Raw genomic sequence first — 20,364 nt, 5'->3', positions numbered from 1 at the left:
GAGCCTCAATCCTTTGTGTGGTGGGCTTTAAGTGAGTAAATATGACCGTCGATATTTATAAATTTGACGAATCAATCCTTGGGAGTGATAGCCCCGATCCGTTGCGCTTTGCTTTTGTGAAAAAACACTCTGCGCATGCGGGTGGCAGTAGCATGCCAGTGCCGCCGCCACAACAAGGTGACATCCTATCGAGAATCACCTCGGAAACGACGACTAAGAACAATAAGCGCTGCTTATATATTCATGTTCCATTCTGTCGTGTGCGCTGTACTTTCTGTAACTTCTTCCAAAATGCTGCCAGCCGTAAGTTAGTCGATGAATACTTTGATGCTCTGATGAAAGAGCTAAAAGAGAAAGCGGCAATGCCGTGGACGCAAAGTGGCATCTTCCATGCGGTTTACATCGGCGGTGGCACGCCAACGGATCTGGCACCAGAACAAGTTCGTATTCTTGGTCAGGCCATTCACGACTATTTCCCTCTAGCAGCTGACTGCGAAATTACACTTGAAGGGCGTATCAACCGATTCTCAGACGAGTTATATCAAGGCGCGCTAGACGGCGGATTCAACCGTTTCTCATTTGGTGTACAGAGCTTTAATACCAAAGTTCGTCGCAGTGCTAAGCGTTTGGATGATCGCGAAGACGTATTGGATCGCGTAAGTGAGTTGGCAAAAGAAGACAAGATCCCTGTCATCATTGATTTACTTTACGGCCTGCCTTACCAAACAAAAGACGTTTTAGAGCAAGATCTTAAGGACTTCATGTCTACAGGCGTTCATGGTTTGGACCTTTATCAGTTAGTGGTTGGCGGTACAGCGCCAATGCTCAATTTGGTTGAAAAAGGCAAAATGCCGCCACCTGCAACGACACCGGAAAAAGCAGGCATGTACGAGCTTGGTGCTAAGTTTATGGCAGAGCACCACATGAAGCAGCTTAGTGTTAACCACTGGGCGATCGATAACCGTGAACGCAGCTTATACAACAGCTTAGCGAAGACCTATGCAGAAGTATTGCCTGTCGGTTGTGGTGCGGGCGGTAACATCGGTGGTTACGGCATGATGCAACACCGCACGCTAGACACTTACGTTAAAGCTGTAAATGAAGGGCAGAGCACCATCGCAATGATGATGAAGCAAAGCCCACTAGAGCCACTATTCGCAGCGCTGAAGTCTGGCTTTGATCGAGGCATTGTTCAGGCGAGCAAACTGCCAGCATTTATGGGCGAAGACACCTTCAGTTTCCTGATGCCACTATTCAAAGTTTGGCATGACAAAGGTTTGGTCGAGTTACAAGATCGCAGTTTAGTACTGACGTTAGCAGGTAGCTTCTGGGCGGTGTCTTTGGCTCAAGCATGCATTCAAGTACTGACTTCTGAAATGAACGAAAACGTACCAAAAGTATCTAACAATTAATCTGAAAGAAATGGAAAAAACAATGGAATCAATCAAGCAACAGGTCGAAGCCCTACTAGAACAAGAGCCGCAACTACTTCCTGCAGCAATGGCTGAGCGCCTTGGTGTATCAGAGTTTGAAGTGGTAGCAGCACTTCCTCAAGAGATGGTTGCAGTAGCTCCTGGTGAGCAAGCACAAAGCATTTTAGAAGGTCTTGTTGGTTTTGGCCCAGTAACAACTATCGTTCATTCTTTTGGTTCTATCTTTGAAGTAAAAGCGCCGTTCCCGAAAGGTAAAGTTGCTCGTGGTTACTACAACCTTATGGGCAAAGAAGGTGAGCTTCATGGCCACCTAAAACTGGATAACGTGAAAAACATTGCCTTAGTAAGTAAACCGTTTATGGGACGTGAGAGCCATTACTTTGGTTTCTTCTCTGAGTGTGGCAGCAACATCTTTAAGATTTACCTAGGCCGCAACGAGAAGCGTGAGCTAATCGAAGATCAAGTAACAGCATTCCGTGCAATGCAAGCAGAGTTCAACAAGTAGTCTCGAATGAGCATGACACTGCACTAATTCGTTAGCGCAGTGTCATTTTATTAAAGAATAACCGAGTTAAAACTCGGAACAACAAACAAGTAAAGTTAGGTATCAAAATGGATCAGCAAGTTAAACAAGAGCGTTTACAAGGTCGTCTAGGACCAGAAATCAAGGAATTTCGTCAGGAACGTCGTACCATTCAATTAGCAACAGTTGATGCGGAAGGCCGTCCAAACGTAAGTTACGCACCATACGTTCAAAACCAGGAAGGTTACTTCGTTCTTATTTCTCAGATTGCTCGTCACGCACGCAACCTACTAGAGAATCCAAACGTATCTTTGATGATGATTGAAGATGAAGACTCGTCGAAGCAGTTGTTTGCTCGTAAGCGTCTAACGTTTGATGCAGTTGCAACCGTTGTTGAGCGTGATACTGAAATGTGGCAACAAGTTGTTGGCCAGATGAAAGATCGTTTTGGTGAGATCATCGATGGTCTGAGCCAACTAGAAGACTTCGTTCTGTTCAACCTAAAAGCAGAACAAGGTCTATTCGTGAAAGGCTTTGGTCAAGCTTACCAAGTATCAGGTGATGATTTGGTTGACTTCGTTCACCTTCAAGAAGGTCACAAGAAAATCGAAAACGCATAAGCCGATTTTCTAACTTATGATCGTTTAAACGGATGTGAATGCTCAAAGGGAGTTAGGTTATACTGACTCCCTTTTTTATTAGAACAAAAGCACAGAGAAAGAGCATGAGACCAGTAAGCAAGGAACTTGGCGAGATTTGTTACCCATTCATCTATGAAGACAGCCCAGTATGTGACTTTGAAATCACCGCTGATGAGTTGTGTAGCCGAATTGGGTTGGTTCTATCGATGGAACTCGATGACTTTAGCCGTGACATACTGACTCGAATGCAGCCCAACGTATATCATGTAAATGGCTCTATCCGCGGAAAACTCGCGATTACAGAAGCAGAAGTCGATGAGCTAAAAGCAGATTACGATGCAGTTAAGGCTCGTATCGACGGTGGATTTAAAGGATTTGTGCTTCCAGGCGGTCACCCAACGTCAAGCCAGTTGCATTTGTGTCGTTGCCAAGCTAAAAAGGTGGTTCGTGCATTGGTTGCCGTTGAGCATTCAGGTAAGAAACAACCCGCTCCGATTTTGTTCCGCTATTCAAACCTGCTCGCGAATGTGCTCTACAGTCTGGCGTCTTACATCAACCACATTTATCAAGTCGAAGAAACTGAGTTTGTGTCTCGCAGCTACACAATGCCAAGTAAATAGGAAAAATATCACCTGATAGTCTGAATTTAATGACTTTAAGCTAGCCGTCGCAGAGTTCTCATTCGAGTGCTTTGATTACCTTTACCCATCTTTCTGCCTTTGTTTGAATAACGATTAAAATTGATTCAGAGGAAAGAAACGATGGGTTTAGTTGTTGGGGGACCTTTATTGATTTGGCTGTTTTGCGCGGTATTGTCTATCAGAGCGGGGTTTGTGTTGTTTGCAGGGCAGCATGTTTCGAGTGTCTTGATTGCTATAGCGGTAGCGGTGGGTGCGACAGCTTCTATTGTTCTCTACAACTGGTATTCGATTGCTAAAAGGGAGGAGGTTTACTTTTTCTCCCTTTCAATGGAGTTGTTGTGTCGCCCCGCATTGATTATGCCAGCGGTTATCGCGATAGGATTGTATTTCTTCGGCGGAGGGTTATTGCTCAATAGTCACATCAAAATGTTCGTCTTTGTTGCACTGTTTTCATGTTCGGTAGCGAGTATAATGAGTTTGTTTACTGCCGAAAAAGTTATTGATGTATACCAGATCAAGCAAACTTATTAGATATGATTAAGAAGCCATCGCTTTTGCTTCCAGCTCTTTTGCACCGCGCAGCATCGCTTCAATCAATTCCCCGGCGTTGAATTTCTCTAATGCCTCGTGAGCGCCAACTTGGTGAGCTCGGTCAACACAGATCTCACTTGATAGAGACGTGTGAAGAATACGGTAAGAGTTGTTCAGCGCAGAATCATTTTGAACTTCAAACGCAAGTTCATAACCATCCAGCCCTGGCATTTCAATGTCACTCACTAAAAGGTCAATTGGGCGGTTTGCTTCTGCATCTCGCTTCATCAAATCGAGTGCGTCTGAGCCGTTTTTACAGATTTGATACGGGATGTTGATGCGGTCTAGCGCGTCGCTCAATTGCTTGCGAGCGATAGAAGAGTCGTCCACCAAAAGGATATTTAAGGCTTTCAAACGCTCGCGCTCGATGTCTGTAAGCATTGGAATCTTGGTATTCTCGTATTGCGGGTAGATCTTCGATAGTAGAAGTTCCACATCCAACATTTGTACGATTTTCTCTTCATAGCGAGTAATACCCGTTACAAAGATATTATGACCCGCACTTGATGGTGGTGTTTCGATAGATTTCCAATCACATTCAATGATTTTCTCGATACTTCGCACCATAAATGCCACCACAGTACGTAGGCAATCGGTCACGATCAAATAGCAATTCTTGTATTCTTCCTCTTGGATAGGACGGAATCCAATTGCTGCCGCCATATCGATGACTGGCACCGTCAAATCACGAATCGTCACAGTACCAATTACATGATGGTGCGAATAGGGGATTTTGGTGGTCGGCATATAAGGAACAATTTCACGGACTTTAAGTGTGCCAATTGCGAAGTTCTGTTGCAGGGTGAGTTTAAACACCAACATACCTTGAGATTGGTTCGCTTTACTCGCGACTTTTGCCATGAAAATAACCTTATCAATATCACTGATTTATGTAACTAATCTAATCTTATAAGGCGACCGCTTCAACCGTAGAGCGTGGAAAATTGAGCTTTTTAGGAAATAGCGCAAATTAAAGTTGAAATTGAATCGGTGAGCGGCCAAGTTTTCATCAAATTGTTAGATAGAACCGAATATCAAAAGATGAAGATAAGGGCTGCATTAGAGAAATTATTGCGATATTGAAGCGATTCGGTAAACTTGCGCGACCCGAACAGTGAGAGACAGACACATGGCAAATACAGCAGCCGCTTTACACATTCTTGTAAAGCATAAAGAACAAGCTGAAGACATCATCCAGCAGCTTAAAAAAGGTGCTAAATTCCAGACATTGGCAAAGAAATACTCGACTTGTCCATCTGGTAAACGTGGTGGCGACCTAGGTGAGTTTCGCCGCGGTCAAATGGTGCCACAGTTCGACAAAGTTTGTTTTTCTGGTGAGGTTCTTACGCCACACCTAGTCAAAACCAAATTCGGTTGGCACGTTGTTAAGGTGTTATACCGCACTTAAAAAATAGCGCGTTTATCGCGCTATTTTTGTATCTAGCGTTCTTTATTCGCGCACCTGTCGTCATCATTTCGACTCTTCCTCTCTTTTCCTATCAATTTATAAACCGCACCAACTGTGACGTGAGCAGCAGTTTCGCTTTCTTAAATATTTGTTACATATCGAATTATTGCCCCAAATCCACATTCTTACTGAGAAAAGGCGTAATAGTGAGAGTAGGCGCGATCAGAATGGCTTATCTGCAAAATGCTTATAAAACAGGTGTTTAAATCGGTATCCTTGCGATCTTTGTTTTGGCTTGGGCGTTCGAATACTTTTAAACGGACGTTTAAACCTTAACTGGGGATGAGCTACGCCTTGTTTTTCCACCTAGCAGAAACGCAAAAGGGGTGAGGGAGGTTCGCTAATAGTTCTTATAATTTTGGCTATTGGATTCGCTCACGAAGAATACGAGTAACAATGGGTGAGCGAACGCGACGAGGAGAGAAACATGAGTGGCTTACAGGAAACACAATCAACAGGTGCAAATGTTATCTTGCACGCTTTTGATTGGAAGTATGCTGACATTGCCCAACGCGCAGCGGAGATCAGCGAGCTAGGTTATGGCTCGGTATTGGTTTCTCCGCCGATGAAAAGCGCACAAGACGAACGCTGGTGGCAGCGTTACCAACCTCAAGATTATCGTGTTATCGACAATGCGCTCGGTAATACCACAGATTTTAAAAACATGGTTGAAGCACTCGACCGTGTAGGTGTATTGGTTTACGCCGATGTCGTCTTTAATCACATGGCGAACGAAGCCCATCTACGCTCGGATTTACAATATCCACGCCAAGCCGTGATGGATGATTACCAGCAGAATGCAAGCAAGTATCAAGATCTGATTCTATTCGGTGACTTGTCAGAGCCGCTGTTTGATGAGAATGACTTCGTTGAAGCTTTTGGCATTAAAGATTGGAAAGACAAGTGGGAAGTTCAAAATGGTCGAATCTCGGGCGGTCCAACCGATCCTGGGTTGCCGACTTTACGTGTGTGCAAGCATGTTGTTGAGCAGCAACGTACTTACCTGAAAGCGCTTAAGGCTCTGGGCGTGAAAGGTTTCCGTATTGATGCCGCAAAGCACATGACGCTAGAACACCTAAAGTTGGTTTGGACCGAAGACATTACTCAAGACGTCCATATCTTTGGTGAAATCATCACAGATGGTGGCGCGACAGAAGAAGAATATGAGCTGTTCCTAGAACCGTATTTGAAAGAAACACGGTTAGGTGCATACGATTTTCCGTTGTTCTCAACCATCTTTAAGGCGTTCTCGAAGAAGGGTAGTTTTAAGTCTTTGATCGACCCGTACTGTTTTGGTCAGGCTTTATCTAACCGTCGAGCTATTACTTTCGCGATTACTCATGATATTCCAAACAATGATGTGTTCTTGGATTTAGTCATGGATGAAGAGAACGAATGGCTGGCGTATGCTTACATTCTGGGACGCGATGGCGGTGTTCCGCTTATCTACACGGATTTAGACACCAGTGGTATCAAGGGCGTGGATGGTAAACCAAGATGGCAGAATGCGTGGAAGGACGCACGTATGGCAAAGATGGTGGCATTCCATAATCTTGTTCATGGCGAGCCAATGACGGTACTGGAAGGTAACGACGATATGTTGGTACTTCAGCGCGGCGAGAAGGGCATCTTGGTACTCAACAAATCTGCGCGAGCGCAATCACTGCAACTGACAGTGAACAAGGCTCTGGTTGATATGATGACCGGAGAAGAAGTGCCTAGCGGTGAAGAGATTAAAGTGGCGGCGAAATCAGCGATGCTGCTTGTAGAAAAGTAATACCCCTTAGAAGCGCAAACAGCTTTGGAGTTTGCGCTTCTTTTTTCCTTATTTGTCGCTTGGGATTTAGTCGACGAGTTTAGCGACGATCTTTCCGACCGTTCGTTGCTGACGAATAGACACTAGAGCTTGAGCGACGTCTTTTAATGCGACGACTTCCAATTTAGGCACCATTACCTCACCACGTTCTAACATGTGGGAGAATTCCACCCCAGCGTTAACGATAGAAGCAAAACCTTGTTCGCCATGCACATGACCAGAGCCTAAGCTCAGTTGGTGGAAGGTGAGCCCTTGCAAAAAGGCTCCTGGGTATTCGGTTGCACGCGTTGTTCTTACTAGCTCTACCATTTCACCTTCAAAACCAAGCACAGAAGCACACAGAATGTCGTTGTCGCCACCAACGCAGTCCAATGATACCTCTACGCCCAAGCCTTCAGTGATAGCCATGATCTGCTCACGTACATCCTCTTGTTTGTAGTCAATGACATGTGTTGCACCCAGCGAACGTACAAACTCGTGGTTTGATGCAGAGCTTGTAGTGATGATGGTTTCTACACCGAAGAAGCGAGCGAGCTGGATAGCAAAACTACCCACGCCACCAGAACCACCAGCAATAAAAATGCTCTTACGCTTAGAAATGTTCAGCTTATCAACGAGCGCTCGATAAGCCGTCCAGCCCGCACAAGGTGACGCGGCTGCGACTTCTGGAGTGACATCAGGGTGTGCAACTAACGTACGCGAGTCTTGAATCGCGTATTCGGCGAAACCACCGTTCACTCGACGCATGTTGCCATGATAGAGAACGCGATCACCTACCTGCCAACCCGAAACCTTGTCACCGATGGCAACGATTTCCCCCGAAACATCGAGGCCACCAACGAAAGTATCATCCATACCATCGACCATCTCGTGCCAAAGATTCACTTTCGCATCGACAGGGTTGAGCCCAACGGCATGAACTTTTACTAACACATCTAACCCACTCGCAATCGCTGGAGTGTCGATGTCGGTATAGGTGAAGGTATCTTGATCTTTTTGGTAAGTGATCGCTTTCATTCTTTTCCCCAAAGGGCACTTGCCCGAAAAATAAAAATCCAACGGCGCAATCACCGTTGGATAGCTTTGATGATTTATTGGTATGCGCCTGCTGAGTAAGTTAACTCGTAGCTGTGGCTGTAGATTTCTAGGATGTTGCCGAACGGATCTTCCATGTAGATCATGCGATAAGGTTTTTCGCCTGGGTAGTAGTAACGGGGTTCTTTCATGCGTTTCTTACCACCTGCCGCCACGATCTTTTCAGCCAGACCTTCGACATCAGGATCTTGGACGCAGAAATGGAAAATCCCGGTTTTCCAGTATTCAAAGTTATCTTCAGGATTTTCTTGGTTCTTGAATTGGAACAGTTCGACACCAATTCGATCCCCTGTAGATAAGTGAGCGATACGAAAACGCTCCCAGCCTGCGCCAAAGACATCAGTACACATTTCACCGATCGCACTGTCGTCTTCGACGATTTCAGTTGGCTCCATAATCAGGTACCAACCCAGAACTTCGGTATAGAATTTTACGGCTGCTTCTAAATCGGGTACGGAAATACCAATGTGAGAAAACGTTCTTGGATATGGGATAGACATAACCTTTGCCTCTTCTGTGTGTTCATCCTGTTCAAAGCATATTAGCTAGTTCAATCTTTATCCAAAAATTATCATTTGTTCTCATTGTAATAAATTTATGTAATCAACGGTCTTTAATCAGGCTGGCACGATCGGCAAGTAAGATGTCATCTTCTGCCAGTGTGTGGCGCGATTGGATTGCATAAACTTTATCCATACCAACAACGACGTTAGCTCATACTAAGAGGACAAGCACATGACAAATACAGCATTAATTACAGGCGCATCAGGTGGTATCGGTGAAGAATTAGCGCGTATACACGCCGAGAAGGGGGGAGACTTAGTGCTTGTTGCTCGCTCTAAAGACAAGCTAGAGGCACTGGCATCAGAGCTTCGCGAAAAACACAAGGTTCAGGTTGCTGTGATTGCAGAGGATTTGACTCAGGCTGACTCTGCTGCACGTGTGTTTGAGCAAACCGAAGCGCAAGGCTTGCAAATTGATGTGCTGATTAACAATGCAGGCTTTGGTGGACACGGAAAATTCCATGAACGCGAATTGGTGGCAGACCAAGCCATGATGCAACTTAATATGGTGACGTTAACCAATCTGACGCACCTGTACCTGCAAGGCATGGTGGCACGCAATCGCGGTAAGATTTTAAATGTGTCATCAACGGCGTCGTTTATGCCGGGTCCATTACAGGCGGTGTACTACGCAACCAAGGCTTATGTTACTTCGTTTACTCAAGCGATAGCGGAAGAGCTTAGAGACACCAATGTAACGGCGACAGCGTTGTGTCCGGGTGCCGTAGCGACGGGTTTTGTTGCTGCCGGGGATTTGCAAGGTGTGGAAGTGTTTAAAAATGCTAAGTCTCCTCGTTCTGTTGCAGAGTGTGGTTACAATGCGATGGAGCAGGGTAAGTTGGTGGCCTTCAACGAAGGTGGTTTGAAGTTCATGCTTGAATGGATTGTGCCTTTCCTACCAAGAAAATTGGTGCTAAAAATATCGCGTCAAACCATGGAAAAAAGTGCTTAGGAATCAAATATGATCAAGCGAGCGAGTCAATTCACTGTGCCTCAGAGTTGGAAAGTGCTGCTTAACGATATGGATATCGATCCGCAACTGGTGCTGGCATACGCCAAGTTACCTGCCGACTTGTTCAATCGAGAAAAGGCAACGCTTAGCCCAAATGAGTACTTTCAGCTTTGGGTCGGAGTTGAACAAGCGTCCGGTGAGCGCGAGATGCCGTTGCTCCTTGCTGAACATATGTCGGTTGAGGGGTTTGACGCCCCAATTTTTGCCGCTATTTGCAGTCCGAATTTGAACACCGCACTCAAACGGATTCAGCAATATAAGCCGTTGATTGGACCTATGGTAATGATGTTAGACGTTACCGATAAAGAAACAAAACTCAGCATCAGTTGCTATGGTCAACGACAAGCGCTGCCTAAATCTTTGGCTTTGACAGAAGTGGTGTTCTTTACTCAGTTAGCTCGTTTAGCGACGAGAAAGCGGATTCAACCGCTACAAGTTACGTTGCCTGAGCTTCCCAACAACCTTGAGGAATACCAAGCTTACTTTGGTTGCCCGTTGGTCAAAGGTGATGACGTAGAGGTGCGATTTAAAGCGGAAGACGCAGTGCATCCGTTCGTGACTTCAAATGCGCAAATGTGGGGCTTTTTCGAACAAGGGCTGAACCAAAAGCTAAAAGATCTTGATGTCAGTGCCTCAACAGTAGAACGTGTTCGAGCAGTCTTGGTCGAGTCATTACCCGCGGGGAACAGTGCGATTGAAATGGTCGCGGACAAACTGGCAATGAGTAAACGTACATTGCAGCGCAAGCTCACCGCAGAAGCTGAAAGTTATCAATCCGTGCTGCAAATGGTACGGGCGGAGCTTGCCGATCACTATTTAGAGAAGTCTCAAATGTCACTGGGTGAAATCTCCTTCCTACTGGGATTTCAAGAAGCGAACTCATTTATTCGAGCTTACAGCGCTTGGAAGGGAATATCTCCCGGGCATTATCGAGACCAGTGTCATTAAGCACAAAATGAATAGAAAGGAAAAGCGCCGAACATGTCGGCGCTTTTTTTGAATGGTGCTTTTGTCCACACACCTTTCAAGTTCTGTTTTTTACGTAATCTGAGTTATTTCACTAAGTGTTGACCCATTACGCCATCGCCTTTTTCTAAGCGAGATGAAATGTCACCAAACAGATCCGGTAAATCGGCTTTGATGGTGTAGTTATGGCCGTCATTCAACTTATTAAAGTCCACTGAGTACTGCGTGTAACTGTCGTCATACTGGTAACGCACGTTCATTACTTTTTGGTCTAGGTTGTACACCAAACCATAGATGGTTGCGTAGCCACGCATTTCGCCATTCACTGGGCGGTTTGCCGCATCCAATGGGATTTTGTAGGTCACACTATCCAGTTTCGCAATGCCATTGGTGTAGCTGCTAGGCTCTTTAAGCTGGTCCTTCATGTAGCTGTTCCAGATAAAACGTTGAGCAGAATTAATGTTACCCGGGATCGGGAATTCACCATTCACATCACTCTTCGCTTTTGGTTGCGCTTCTTGCCAATTTTTCAAGTGTTGCGCGTACTCTGGGCTGTTAGTCATCACGTCATATTGTTTGCCATGATGAACTTGCCATGCGCCGTCGATGTATTCCAACACAGCAGAGTCACCACTTGCGTCTTCTAATGAATAATGTCCCTTCATTTCGATGCCATTGTGGCTGAACTGTTGGATTTGGATTGAATCTAGATGCTTCAATGCTTCATCAACGGATGCAAAGCTATCAATCAAATAGGCGACAAAGCGCGAGTTTTCGATTTGTTGTTTGCCAGTCTGCGGTGCGCCTGGGTTTTCTTCATCCAAGAACAGGGCATTCGCCGCAAAGCCTTTCTCGTTAAAGCCATCAATAATGCCAACGCCGTAAATACTTACACCGATAGAAGCGTATTTCGATGTCCATGTAAGCGCATCGTCTTTATCGTAGCCGCGGTAGGTTTGGCCTGCGTGACGAACATCAATGGTTGGCTGGTTAGCTTCCATCCAATCCATAGTACGAGAGACAAATACACCATGGTCTTGAGTTTCCCAAACCAAACGTGAACACGCATTTGCCGCAGTAGAGATACTGCCAACTGCCATTGCAACAGATGCTGCTAGAAGAACTTTTTTGCTAAAACCTTTCATTGAATTGCCCTCGTAACGTTTCAATATGAGGTCATTATTACGCTTATAATTCACCATGTAATCTCAGTTATGTTGCAGATTTTGCAACAAAGAAGTTTAGATTGAGCTAAGATAATCGGATTTATTGTTTGAGGAGCTTCCAATGCCCAGAGCCAGTTTTGACCAACTTACTGCATTTGTCGCTGTCGCAGAGCATGGATCATTTAGCCAAGCCGCAAGGGTAATCGGGAAAGACAGAGCGACGCTGCATCATCAAGTCAGCGATCTCGAAATTGATTGGGATGTGATCTTGTTTGAACGCAAAGGAAGGACACCAGTCTTGACGGAGATCGGAGCTACGTTACTGACCCAAGCCAAACACATTCTTTACCAAATGCAGTCTTTAGAGCTTTCTTGTGACAGCTACTCTCAAGGGGATGTTCCGGAGATAACGATTTGTCACGACATGTCGGTACCGTGCGATGCCATAGCGGACATCGACCTGTCTATGCGTAAGCAATACAAGAGTACAGCGATTCATTGGTTACATCGCAGCCGAGATGAAGCGTTAGAAATGCTTATGGCGAAACAAGCGGATTTCGCGGTGGTGCTCAACAGTGGCAAAGCGTTCCCAACCGAAGGGATGTCTTTTGTTAACTTGGGCTACCCGAAGTTTACCTTCTATGCACACCAGAAAAGTCCAATAGCGCAGAAACCCGTGGTGACTCTGCAGGATCTCGCGTCACATCATCAGTACATTGCAGAAAATTTCAGTACCAGTGCACTTGGTAATCAACAGGTGATGTCACCGAACATCTCGCGAATCAGTAACATCGATGTGTTGATGCGATTATTGAAAAATGATGGCTTTGCCTTGCTTCCTCATCATTTAGTGCAAGCCCATGATGAGAAAGGCGAATTTGTCCCGTTAAACATCGATTTTATGGCGAACGAAGGTCGTGCTGGCTATGTGCTACTAAAGCGAGGCAATACGTTAAGCCCCGTACATCAAAATCTGGTGGCATTGGTGACCGAATGGTTTGATAAACAGGTGTAAAAGCCAGAATTCTCCATTTTGGATTCGTACTGGATTAAGAAAGCACTAATCGTAGTGATATGTCACCATCATCGAGTACGCCATCCTCTTGAAATCCGAATGCACGATATAGCTGACCTGCCTGCTGATTGGAGGGTTTATGCATCGTGAATAAGGTTTTCCCTCCGAGTTGTTTCACTTCTTCAACGAGCAAGTTAAGCACCTGCTTTCCATAGCCTTTGTTCTGGTGATCTTTGTCGATCATAAAGCGGAACAGCCAGTAAATGGAGTAATCAAGCGGTTCGTCTTCATGGCAAAACGCAAGCAAACCGATCACCGTCTCTTGTTCATAAATCACTTTCAATCGGTAGTCGGTTTCAAAGCGTGATTGAGCAATCGTAATCGCGTTGGAGGCAAGGTTTTCTTCTTGTTCTGGGTGAAGATTGAGACGAATACAATCTAGATAGTTTTCTTTGGTGAGTTCTCTTAATGAGATCATAAACATGAGCTTCCTTCTTCCTTAAAGCAGAAGAAGTAAAGCTTACTATTCAGCAAGATAGCAAATGAGAGAGCGGATGAAGAGATAAAGCTGTGATTGAGTTCATGGATAGGCGACTCAATGAAGAGCCGCCAAGCTATCGGTATTCATTGTGAAGTGGACATTCAGCGAGGGATTAACATTTATCGCAAGAAGCACCGTTTTGGTTGCAATCTGTCATACGACCTTGTTTGTCGAACGAGAAACTGCAACATTCTTCAAATAGCTTTTTCAATTCTACACGTCCTCTCTGTACGCGCGATTTGAGGGTTGAGTAGCTGATACCTTGCTCTTCGGCCAACTTCTTCTGGTTCATGCCTTCAAGCTCAATAGAAGAGAGCAGTTGCGATTGCTCATCTGGTAATGCTTGCACAAACGGCGCAATGCACTTTGACAGTTCTTGTTTCAGGTTTGATTCTTGCTCTTCAAACCAAAGATCGTCAGCAATGAGGTCATTATCACGCTGATTTCGAGCGCGTTTACGGTAGAAATCGATGATGGCGTTATTCGCGATTTGGAAGAGCCAAGATTTGACGCTTGATACATCACGAATATCCGCAAGGTTTTGATAAGTCTTAAGTAAAATCTCTTGCTTTAAGTCGTCTACATCATCTTCATTGCTGACTTTAGAGCGCAAGAACGCATGAATAGCGTGCTCGTATTCGCTCCAAATTGATTCGAGGTTAGCAGTTTTCATTGATGCAACACTCGTCACGCAAGAAACCAATAACCGTATCTAAGCATTCATACTCAGCAACACAATATAAAGTACGACCTTCACGACGCTGACTGATTAAGCCGGCTGAGGCTAGGCTCGAAATGTGATGAGAAAGGGTAGAGGCTGGAATACCAAGTTTATCTTGTACGCCACCAACCGCGATTCCTTCATAGCCTGCTTTGACCACCTCTTTATAGATACATAAACGGGTAGGGTGTCCTAGCTCTTTGAGCGCTTTTGCTACAGCTTCGAGTTCCATACTGACCTCTTGGAATGACAGACGATAAATACATTTCGATGATAGTGAAAGTGTGGGTGAATAGCAAACAAGAAAAATTCCATAGTTAATTAATTGATTATTAAGACTTTAAAATATATTTCGATATTTATCGAAATATAATGGTTGACGCGTCGATTTTTAATTCTATAATTCGAGAAAAATAGAAATGAAGAGTTCAGCTTCATTAGGAAATTTACAGTTACTGATGTGACATCAGTAGGAGAATCAATATGAATCCAGAAATCATGACCATGGCTAAGGAAGCGCTTGATATGTTTGCGTTTCTAGCAACCGAACTTATCATCCTATTCCTAGCAATTAGCTACATAGTGGGAGTGTTGCAAGACTTTCTAACGCCAGAAAAAATACAATCTATCCTGAGCTCGAAAAAGGGTAAAGGTTACTTCATTGCTGCGCTATTAGGTTCGATTACGCCTTTCTGTTCGTGTTCGACCATTCCTTTCTTGAAAGGTCTATTGCGTGCAAGAGCAGGTTTTGGACCTATGATGGTGTTCCTATTTGCCAGTCCACTGCTTAACCCAGTGATCATTGGTTTGTTTGTAGTGACCTTTGGTTGGAAGGTCGCGGTATTCTACTTTGCTATCGCGATGACAGTGTCTGTGGTTGCGGGTTATGTTCTTGAAAAACTAGGCTTTGAACGTTACGTAAAACCAGAAGCGTACGAAGCGGCAGGCACCTCTTCATGTGGTACATCTTGCGGTGATTCAAGCAAGAAAAAAGAACAAGCGAAACCGGCATCAAGCTGTGGTACCAGCGCTTGTGGCGAACCTGCACCAGTTGCAGCAAAAGCATCATGCTGTAGTGAGCCAGCGCCTGTGGTAGCGAAAACATCTTGTTGTGGTGATAGCGCACCAAAAGCAGAGCCTAAAGTGGAAGTGTCTTGCTGCTCGTCAGACGGTAGTGCAACAGCGACAATCGTGGAAGAAAAAGAACCTAGCCGCTGGGTACGTATTTGGCACTCAACTTGGAAAGACTTTAAACAAGTATTTCCTTACCTAATGATGGGTATCGCGATTGGCTCATTCATCTACGGCTTCATCCCAACGGATCTTATTGCGGAGTACGCAGGTGAAGCGAAGTGGTACGCGATTCCAGTAGCAGCAATTATTGGTATTCCATTGTACATCCGTGCAGAGGCAGTTATTCCACTAAGTGCGGCGCTAGTACAAAAAGGTATGGCACTGGGTTCGGTAATGGCACTTATCATTGGTAGCGCAGGCGCAAGTCTTACAGAAGTGATTTTGTTGAAATCAATCTTTAAGAACCAAATGATTGCAGCCTTCCTATTCGTTATCTTAACGATGGCAATGGGCGCAGGTTACCTATACACCTTCATCTTTGCTTAATTTAATTAAGTAAACTGAAAAACAAAAATCCCCAAGTTTCTGCTTGGGGATTTTTTTATGCTGAAAGACTTAAAGCTTATCGCTCACCAAGCACTTCAAACTCATCGTAAGTTAGGCGAGACAAACCATCTTCTTGAATTTCCCATAACTCTTTGTGCACGACACCAAACGCCTTGTTCATCGTCCAATCTGAAGTAAGAATGTAGCCATTTTCACTGTCTTTTTCCCACTTAGTGTTGGTGTAGTCCACGCTGTTAAAACCTTGGTCCATGATGTTTTGCCAGAATGCTTGGATCGCTTCACGTCCCTCAAAGGTGCCAAATGGTTTTGCAATCATAACCGCATCTTCTGCGTATTGTGCTGCACAGCCCGCAGCGTCTTGATTATTGAAAGCGATTTGCCATGCTGAGATGCCTGCTTGAGCGCGTTCTAAAACTGATTGAGTCATCCTGAATATCCTGTGATTGGTGTTTGTTTATGTAGCAATCATAGGGTTAGAATTGAGATAGAAAAACAAAGTAATAAGAATTGAATGTTCTGTAAAAAAGAACAATAAGGAAGGGCGATGAATAAGCTGCGTTTGATGTCTCTGTTCGTTCATATTGTCGAGTGTGGTTCAATTTCCAAAGCTGCAGATAAGTTAGAGCTTTCTAAGTCAGTGTTGAGCTCTGCTTTGAAGCAACTAGAGCAAGAGCTGGATACTTGTTTACTCAAACGTACGACCAGAAAGCAAACTCTGACCTCGACGGGCGAACGCTTTTACGAGCAGTGCGCGCAAATGACAAAACAAGCAGAAGCTGCGTGGTTAGAAGCAGCAGAGTTAAAACAAGTGCCAACGGGAAGGCTTACTGTCACTGCGCCACATGCACTAATGCGCTCGATAGTGTTGCCTGCTTTAACGAGTGCTTTTGCTGATTACTCTGATGTGCAGTTAAATTTGATCAGTGATGATAAGCATGTGGATATTGTCCAGCAGGATATCGATCTTGCGGTACGGGTGGGTGCTTCTGGCGATTCAAACATTAAACAGCGCAAAGTAGGACAGTTTTGTGACGTTTTGTGTCGTGCGAAAGGTGCGCATTCTGATTTTGAAAGTGCGCCTTATATTGCTCAACATTGGCAGCTTGAACCTGTTATCCATGCGTTTGCTTCCAAGGAGCCAGAACATCAAATTCAATATCCAGTGAAGCACCGAGCGAATACCGTCTTTGATGTGGCCAGCCTGTTAGAAATGGGGTTAGGCGTTGGTATTTTGCCTGACTTTATGTTGGAGTCGAACTCGCTTCTTGAACCTGTACCCAGTGCGAAAGCGTCAAAGGTGAACCCAATTTATGTATTGCATCCCTACCAAGCTCATGTACCGATGGCAGTGACAATAGCAATAAAAGCGATTGAATCGCGCATTGACGAAGTCATTTTATGTAAAAACTGACGGTTATCGGGGCGAACACTCAGAGTCGGTTTGGAATTAAAATTGATTGATTTTTATTCAGGATCAATCTTCATTATTATTTCACCCCACGTTCAAAATGCCTCAACTACACTGTTTGATGAGTTGTCAGTTGGCAGACCAAGGAGGCAGCCATGATTGCAGTTCATCGAGAGTATTGTTTATCGAATAGCCCAGATTTACACGCCCATGTTGAAGTCAATCCCGTCGGTAAATTGGAAGTTGAAATTGTCGAGCTTCATGAACACCACACCACCGAGTTTGATGATCTTTCTTTTGAAAGTAGTGGCGCTCAAACGCGTATTTGCGGGAAAGAAGACACCGTTCCGTGGCAGTTCAACCTAGCGAAAACCGACGCATTAGAACTGTCGCATTTAGTGGATGAAGCGAATGAAGAGTATGAGACATTGATGAGTGATCTCATGTAGCTCTGCTTTTTCACTGGCAATAAAAAACCTCCCAGTGGGAGGTTTTCGCGTTTATTGAGTGTCTTCTTTCGGTGGATGCAGCTCTTGGACGTTTTCTTCGTTGAAGTCGTCGGCATAGCCTTTTGGTGGCGGTGTCCAACCACGCTCTGAGCGGGAGAGCTTATCGTGACGATCCTTTTGCATCTCTTCTGCCATTTTTTCTTCAAGATGAATAAATAGCTGACGGAAGTTGTTGTCGTAACGTTCACCCTCTGAGTCATCGACCCACGCTTCGTAAAGCATGTTGGATTTGCGATCTTCAACGCGGCGATAAGTCGATTTTTGTTGCTCAGTGAAGAACGGATGAATACCAATGGCTTTCATTGCGTGACCACCAATTTCCAATGCAGAATGGTAAGTCTCTGATTCGATGATATCTGCGCCCGCTTGACGTAGTAGGTAACCATGTCCGCGGTCAAATGCACGCGCAATCACAGTCACGTTTGGATAGGTGTGTTTTACGTACTTAACCAACTCCACGCTCGATTCTTGATTATCTATCGCGACGACAAGCGCAGAGGCATGCTCAATACCTGCCGTGTGTAGCATGTCTGGTCGAGTCGCATCACCAAAGTAAGCGCGTGTACCGATCTGGCGCATATTATCAATCTGGCTGGCTTGGTGGTCTAGTACAACCGTTTCCACGCCATTAGATACCAACAAGCGGTTTACGATCTGACCAAAGCGACCAATACCTGCAATGATGACGGTACCTTGCTCTTCAATCGTGTCACTTTCGCGCTCATTCGATTCACTTTCAAAGCGAGGAAGAATCACCTTATCAAATAGAATGAATAGACCAGGCGTTAGGAACATAGAGATCGCAACAACCAATGCCAGTGTTTGTGAAAGCTCGAATGGGATGACGTGGTTTTGTACTGAGAAGCTCAATAGCACAAAGCCGAATTCACCCGCTTGCGCCAAGCTCAAAGTAAACAACCAACGGTTACTGCCTTTGATACGGAAGATGAACGCAAGTGCGAATAGAATCGCTGCTTTCAGAATCATCACGCCTAGCGTTAGACCGATGATCAAACCAAAGTCGCTGAACAGTACTGAGAAGTCGATGCCAGCACCTACCGTAATAAAGAACAAGCCAAGCAGTAAACCTTTAAACGGTTCAATGTTTGATTCCAGCTCATGGCGGAACTCACTGTTCGCTAATACTACGCCTGCTAAGAACGTACCCAGCGCCGGAGACAGACCCACTAGGCTCATCAAAGCCGCAATGCCGATCACCAGCATTAATGCCGTTGCAGTAAAGATTTCACGTAGACCAGAGCTTGCTACGTAGCGGAACAGTGGGCGACTTAGGAAATGCCCGCCAACAACGACGATAGCAATAGAAGCCGTAATCACTAGACCGTAAGCCCAGCCAGGAAGTCCAGCCACTAGGCTAAGTTCTTCATGGTGTTCTGCAGCTGCTTGCGCTGCCGATTGCGCTTGTTCTACCAACTCTGGCAGTGCCAACAGCGGAATAAATGCCAACATTGGAATTACTGCGATATCTTGGAAAAGCAGCACTGAGAACGCGTTCTGACCACCTTCTGTTTTGGTCAGTCCTTTCTCGCTAAAGGTTTGCAGAACAATCGCAGTGGAGGAAAGCGCGAAGATCAAACCGATCGCTAATGCTATGGTCCAAGATTGACCAAAGTACAGGGCAATCGCCATGATCAGTGCGGCAGTACCACCAACTTGTAAGCCACCTAAGCCCATTAAGCGGTTACGCATTGCCCACAGCATCTTAGGCTCAAGTTCCAAACCAACGAGGAACAACATCATAACAACACCAAATTCAGCAAAGTGTTGAATTGTCGTGGTTTCTTCACCTACGAGGCCAATAATAGGGCCAATGACCACACCCGCAATCAAGTAACCTAATACCGAGCCTAAGCCTAGACGTTTTGCTAAAGGAACGGCGACGACAGCGGCAATAAGGTAAACAAAGGCTTGTAAGAATATCCCTGTCATGATGCTTCCTTAATCAGTTGTGGTAATGCACTGTTGAGTTTGATTAGCGATGCCGCTGCTTCAAGATCAAGTGTGTCATTGACGAGCGCATTGAGCAGCGTTTTGTAGCGTTCAACGTGCTGTGGAATTCGATCTTCTTCTTGGGCAGTACGGGAGCCAAACAACGCAAGTGGAGCGATGTAGTTCATCCCGGTCAATGCCGACATTTGCTCGATAGGAGCTAATAGCTCACGGATGGTGAAGTGGTTGTAGCCTTCAGCTTTATAGGCCTCTTCTTTACCACCTGCGGATAAGACACAAAGCATGGTTTTGCCATGCAGCTCTGTACCTTCTGAGCCATAAGCAAATCCGTATTCTAAAACCAGATCTTGCCACTCTTTTAGAATGGCTGGTGTGGAGTACCAGTACAGCGGAAACTGAAAAATCACCACATCGTGGTCGCGTAAACGCTGTTGTTCTCGGTCAATATTGATATTGAAGTGTGGGTACTCGGCGTAGAGATCGACACAAGTGACACCTTCAATTGTATTAGCTGCTTTAAAAAGGGGAGCATTCACCTCTGAGCGATGCTGGGAAGGATGCGCAAAGAGAATCAATACTTTTTTATTTATCATAGGAATCCTTGCTATGCGTCTAAACCATTTTTGGTATAAGAATGAAAGAC

At 45.1% G+C, this 20,364-nt stretch carries 23 protein-coding genes; 13 read left to right on the top strand and 10 right to left on the bottom strand.

Going from position 1 to position 20,364, the window contains the following annotated elements; all coding sequences use genetic code 11:
- Nucleotides 1-41 precede the first annotated feature (41 nt).
- The 5 genes from hutW (at nucleotide 42) to KIT90_RS15235 (ending at nucleotide 3,769) form a co-directional block, all read left to right on the top strand.
- On the top strand, nucleotides 42-1,412 hold the full coding sequence (gene hutW / locus KIT90_RS15255; RefSeq protein WP_285377350.1) for a heme anaerobic degradation radical SAM methyltransferase ChuW/HutW: 1,371 nt from the start codon (nucleotides 42-44) through the stop codon (nucleotides 1,410-1,412).
- A 22-nt stretch (nucleotides 1,413-1,434) separates the two neighbouring features.
- Complete coding sequence (gene hutX, locus KIT90_RS15250) at nucleotides 1,435-1,938, top strand: heme utilization cystosolic carrier protein HutX (protein WP_020194073.1); 504 nt, start codon at nucleotides 1,435-1,437, stop codon at nucleotides 1,936-1,938.
- A 107-nt stretch (nucleotides 1,939-2,045) separates the two neighbouring features.
- Nucleotides 2,046-2,576 (top strand): heme utilization protein HutZ, encoded by a 531-nt coding sequence (gene hutZ, locus KIT90_RS15245; RefSeq protein WP_005441121.1) that lies wholly within the window; start codon nucleotides 2,046-2,048, stop codon nucleotides 2,574-2,576.
- A 104-nt stretch (nucleotides 2,577-2,680) separates the two neighbouring features.
- A complete protein-coding gene (locus KIT90_RS15240) occupies nucleotides 2,681-3,217 on the top strand; it encodes an ATP:cob(I)alamin adenosyltransferase (protein WP_054823712.1) in 537 nt (178 codons plus the stop codon).
- 141 nt (nucleotides 3,218-3,358) lie between these two features.
- Nucleotides 3,359-3,769, top strand: a complete 411-nt coding sequence (locus tag KIT90_RS15235) for a hypothetical protein (RefSeq protein ID WP_285377348.1) — start codon at nucleotides 3,359-3,361, stop codon at nucleotides 3,767-3,769.
- Nucleotides 3,770-3,775: 6 nt separating this feature from the next.
- Here KIT90_RS15235 and KIT90_RS15230 read toward each other — a convergent pair whose 3' ends face one another.
- Nucleotides 3,776-4,690, bottom strand: a complete 915-nt coding sequence (locus tag KIT90_RS15230; RefSeq protein WP_005441118.1) for a chemotaxis protein — start codon at nucleotides 4,688-4,690, stop codon at nucleotides 3,776-3,778.
- Nucleotides 4,691-4,943: 253 nt separating this feature from the next.
- On the opposite strand from KIT90_RS15230, the gene ppiC reads away from it, so the two are divergent.
- Together ppiC and KIT90_RS15220 are read left to right on the top strand one after the other, a co-directional pair.
- The gene (ppiC, locus tag KIT90_RS15225) at nucleotides 4,944-5,237 is read left to right on the top strand and encodes a peptidylprolyl isomerase PpiC (protein WP_223976268.1); all 294 of its coding nucleotides are present in this window, start codon (nucleotides 4,944-4,946) and stop codon (nucleotides 5,235-5,237) included.
- A 487-nt stretch (nucleotides 5,238-5,724) separates the two neighbouring features.
- The gene (locus tag KIT90_RS15220) at nucleotides 5,725-7,074 is read left to right on the top strand and encodes an alpha-amylase family protein (protein ID WP_285348202.1); all 1,350 of its coding nucleotides are present in this window, start codon (nucleotides 5,725-5,727) and stop codon (nucleotides 7,072-7,074) included.
- A 66-nt stretch (nucleotides 7,075-7,140) separates the two neighbouring features.
- On the opposite strand, the gene KIT90_RS15215 is transcribed toward KIT90_RS15220, so the two are convergent.
- Both KIT90_RS15215 and KIT90_RS15210 read right to left on the bottom strand, forming a co-directional pair.
- Complete coding sequence (locus KIT90_RS15215; protein WP_020194076.1) at nucleotides 7,141-8,130, bottom strand: zinc-binding dehydrogenase; 990 nt, start codon at nucleotides 8,128-8,130, stop codon at nucleotides 7,141-7,143.
- A 74-nt stretch (nucleotides 8,131-8,204) separates the two neighbouring features.
- Nucleotides 8,205-8,708 carry a lactoylglutathione lyase family protein gene (locus KIT90_RS15210; RefSeq protein ID WP_005441115.1) on the bottom strand — a complete coding sequence of 168 codons (504 nt, stop codon included), beginning with the start codon at nucleotides 8,706-8,708 and terminating at the stop codon, nucleotides 8,205-8,207.
- A gap of 235 nt (nucleotides 8,709-8,943) precedes the next feature.
- Between KIT90_RS15210 and KIT90_RS15205 the strand changes: the two genes are divergently transcribed.
- Both KIT90_RS15205 and KIT90_RS15200 read left to right on the top strand, forming a co-directional pair.
- Entirely contained in the window at nucleotides 8,944-9,723 is a 780-nt protein-coding gene (locus tag KIT90_RS15205) for an SDR family oxidoreductase (protein WP_045479523.1), read from the top strand.
- Nucleotides 9,724-9,732: 9 nt separating this feature from the next.
- Nucleotides 9,733-10,731 (top strand): AraC family transcriptional regulator, encoded by a 999-nt coding sequence (locus tag KIT90_RS15200; RefSeq protein WP_285377345.1) that lies wholly within the window; start codon nucleotides 9,733-9,735, stop codon nucleotides 10,729-10,731.
- 104 nt (nucleotides 10,732-10,835) lie between these two features.
- Here KIT90_RS15200 and KIT90_RS15195 read toward each other — a convergent pair whose 3' ends face one another.
- Nucleotides 10,836-11,951, bottom strand: a complete 1,116-nt coding sequence (locus tag KIT90_RS15195; protein ID WP_285377343.1) for a linear amide C-N hydrolase — start codon at nucleotides 11,949-11,951, stop codon at nucleotides 10,836-10,838.
- A gap of 85 nt (nucleotides 11,952-12,036) precedes the next feature.
- Between KIT90_RS15195 and KIT90_RS15190 the strand changes: the two genes are divergently transcribed.
- On the top strand, nucleotides 12,037-12,930 hold the full coding sequence (locus tag KIT90_RS15190; protein WP_285377341.1) for a LysR family transcriptional regulator: 894 nt from the start codon (nucleotides 12,037-12,039) through the stop codon (nucleotides 12,928-12,930).
- A gap of 34 nt (nucleotides 12,931-12,964) precedes the next feature.
- Here KIT90_RS15190 and KIT90_RS15185 read toward each other — a convergent pair whose 3' ends face one another.
- The 3 genes from KIT90_RS15185 to KIT90_RS15175 form a co-directional block, all read right to left on the bottom strand.
- Nucleotides 12,965-13,408 carry a GNAT family N-acetyltransferase gene (locus KIT90_RS15185; protein WP_285377339.1) on the bottom strand — a complete coding sequence of 148 codons (444 nt, stop codon included), beginning with the start codon at nucleotides 13,406-13,408 and terminating at the stop codon, nucleotides 12,965-12,967.
- Nucleotides 13,409-13,583: 175 nt separating this feature from the next.
- Nucleotides 13,584-14,144: an RNA polymerase sigma factor SigZ gene (gene sigZ / locus KIT90_RS15180; RefSeq protein ID WP_285377337.1), complete on the bottom strand. Its 561-nt coding sequence runs from the start codon at nucleotides 14,142-14,144 to the stop codon at nucleotides 13,584-13,586.
- Nucleotides 14,131-14,424 carry a helix-turn-helix transcriptional regulator gene (locus KIT90_RS15175; RefSeq protein ID WP_005433559.1) on the bottom strand — a complete coding sequence of 98 codons (294 nt, stop codon included), beginning with the start codon at nucleotides 14,422-14,424 and terminating at the stop codon, nucleotides 14,131-14,133. The genes sigZ and KIT90_RS15175 overlap by 14 nt, the downstream gene beginning before the upstream one ends.
- Before the next feature lie 251 nt (nucleotides 14,425-14,675).
- On the opposite strand from KIT90_RS15175, the gene KIT90_RS15170 reads away from it, so the two are divergent.
- Nucleotides 14,676-15,812 (top strand): permease, encoded by a 1,137-nt coding sequence (locus tag KIT90_RS15170; RefSeq protein ID WP_285377336.1) that lies wholly within the window; start codon nucleotides 14,676-14,678, stop codon nucleotides 15,810-15,812.
- Between the two features lie 76 nt (nucleotides 15,813-15,888).
- Here KIT90_RS15170 and KIT90_RS15165 read toward each other — a convergent pair whose 3' ends face one another.
- On the bottom strand, nucleotides 15,889-16,260 hold the full coding sequence (locus KIT90_RS15165) for a nuclear transport factor 2 family protein (RefSeq protein ID WP_009704826.1): 372 nt from the start codon (nucleotides 16,258-16,260) through the stop codon (nucleotides 15,889-15,891).
- A 117-nt stretch (nucleotides 16,261-16,377) separates the two neighbouring features.
- Between KIT90_RS15165 and KIT90_RS15160 the strand changes: the two genes are divergently transcribed.
- Nucleotides 16,378-17,244: a LysR family transcriptional regulator gene (locus KIT90_RS15160; RefSeq protein WP_285377334.1), complete on the top strand. Its 867-nt coding sequence runs from the start codon at nucleotides 16,378-16,380 to the stop codon at nucleotides 17,242-17,244.
- Nucleotides 17,245-17,396: 152 nt separating this feature from the next.
- Nucleotides 17,397-17,690, top strand: coding sequence for a hypothetical protein (locus KIT90_RS15155; RefSeq protein ID WP_005442525.1), 294 nt, complete (start codon nucleotides 17,397-17,399; stop codon nucleotides 17,688-17,690).
- A gap of 51 nt (nucleotides 17,691-17,741) precedes the next feature.
- On the opposite strand, the gene KIT90_RS15150 is transcribed toward KIT90_RS15155, so the two are convergent.
- Nucleotides 17,742-19,700, bottom strand: coding sequence for a monovalent cation:proton antiporter-2 (CPA2) family protein (locus KIT90_RS15150; RefSeq protein ID WP_171305741.1), 1,959 nt, complete (start codon nucleotides 19,698-19,700; stop codon nucleotides 17,742-17,744).
- On the bottom strand, nucleotides 19,697-20,314 hold the full coding sequence (locus KIT90_RS15145) for an NAD(P)H-dependent oxidoreductase (protein WP_009704823.1): 618 nt from the start codon (nucleotides 20,312-20,314) through the stop codon (nucleotides 19,697-19,699). Before KIT90_RS15145 ends, KIT90_RS15150 begins: the two co-directional genes overlap by 4 nt.
- Between the last annotated feature and the right edge of the window lie 50 nt (nucleotides 20,315-20,364).

Origin of the sequence: Vibrio sp. B172a (assembly GCF_030248355.1) — a bacterium.
Classification (GTDB): Bacteria; Pseudomonadota; Gammaproteobacteria; order Enterobacterales; family Vibrionaceae; genus Vibrio; species Vibrio owensii.
Note: the sequence above shows the minus strand (reverse complement) of the source record. Positions and strands in the feature narration are given on the sequence as shown.